General features: G+C 46.3%; 1 protein-coding gene. It reads right to left on the bottom strand.

Annotation, left to right across the window (positions count from 1 at the left end):
- Window positions 1-199 precede the first annotated feature (199 nt).
- The gene (gene yfbR, locus A3766_RS01055; RefSeq protein WP_068508671.1) at window positions 200-802 is read right to left on the bottom strand and encodes a 5'-deoxynucleotidase; all 603 of its coding nucleotides are present in this window, start codon (window positions 800-802) and stop codon (window positions 200-202) included.
- Window positions 803-921 lie beyond the last annotated feature (119 nt).

The following is a 921-nucleotide window of genomic DNA, read 5'->3' as shown; positions in this document are numbered from 1 at the left end:
GCCCCCGAACCTTTGTATCAACAGGGTTGACGCTAATGGCTTCGATTTTAACTAGTAGGTCGTGCGCGGTGGGGTGAGGCATATTCGCTTCGAAGTCGATTAAGCTTTCAGGGTCTTCAATTGCTAGATATTGGTTTAGGCCAATCGCTTTCATAAGGTTATCACTCTGGGGTTTTGATTAAACAATCATGGCAAAACACTAGGCATCCAGCAAGTTATCAAGCGACATATCATAGCCGGGAGCAAAAACTTCAAGAAAGTAGTGTACTGGTGCAAGGTTCATATCATTAAGGCGTGAACTGATTTCCTGTTCAGCTTGTTCAAACTCGCGGTTTCCTGCACGCAATTCTGCCCGGCATTTAAGAAGAGCGGAAAGTCGGTCAGCGGCTTTGAGCAAAACCAGGTAGTGCTCCGGGAGCGTATCTTCAAGCAGGATACTACTAAAATCTTGATGCAAGGAAGCAGGCAGCAGGGCAAGCAACTCATGCTGTGCTTTCTCTTCGACCCCTTTGTAAGCGGTACGCATCGCCTCGGAGTGATATTTTACCGGTGTAGGCATGTCGCCAGTGATGACTTCTGTCGCATCATGATAAAGCGCAACGACAGCCAAATGGTTTGCATCTATTTTATTATTTAGATCGCAGTCTTTGTTATGAATGATTGCCAAGATATGAGCTATCGTAGCGACTTCCCATGAGTGCACCGCGACATCCTCATGAATTGCATTACGCATTAGACTCCAACGTTTAATCCATTTAAGCCGGCTGACATAGGCGAAGAAGTGGCTAATAGTTTTGTGCATGGCTTTCTCTATGTTTGCGAATGGGTTTAGTTGGGCTTGATTGTAAAAATCGAGGCTACTGTCGGAGCCTGTTCGGCAGACGGGGACTCTTTTGAGGCTTCACTCGTGACAACTTTAGG

It is taken from the genome of Oleiphilus sp. HI0132 (assembly GCF_001635845.1).
This window is presented reverse-complemented; position numbering and strand designations above follow the sequence as displayed.

What these genes read in the sequence shown, in the direction of transcription:
- yfbR (WP_068508671.1), bottom strand. Translation starts at nt 802, where the DNA reads ATGCACAAAACTATTAGCCACTTCTTCGCCTATGTCAGCCGGCTTAAA.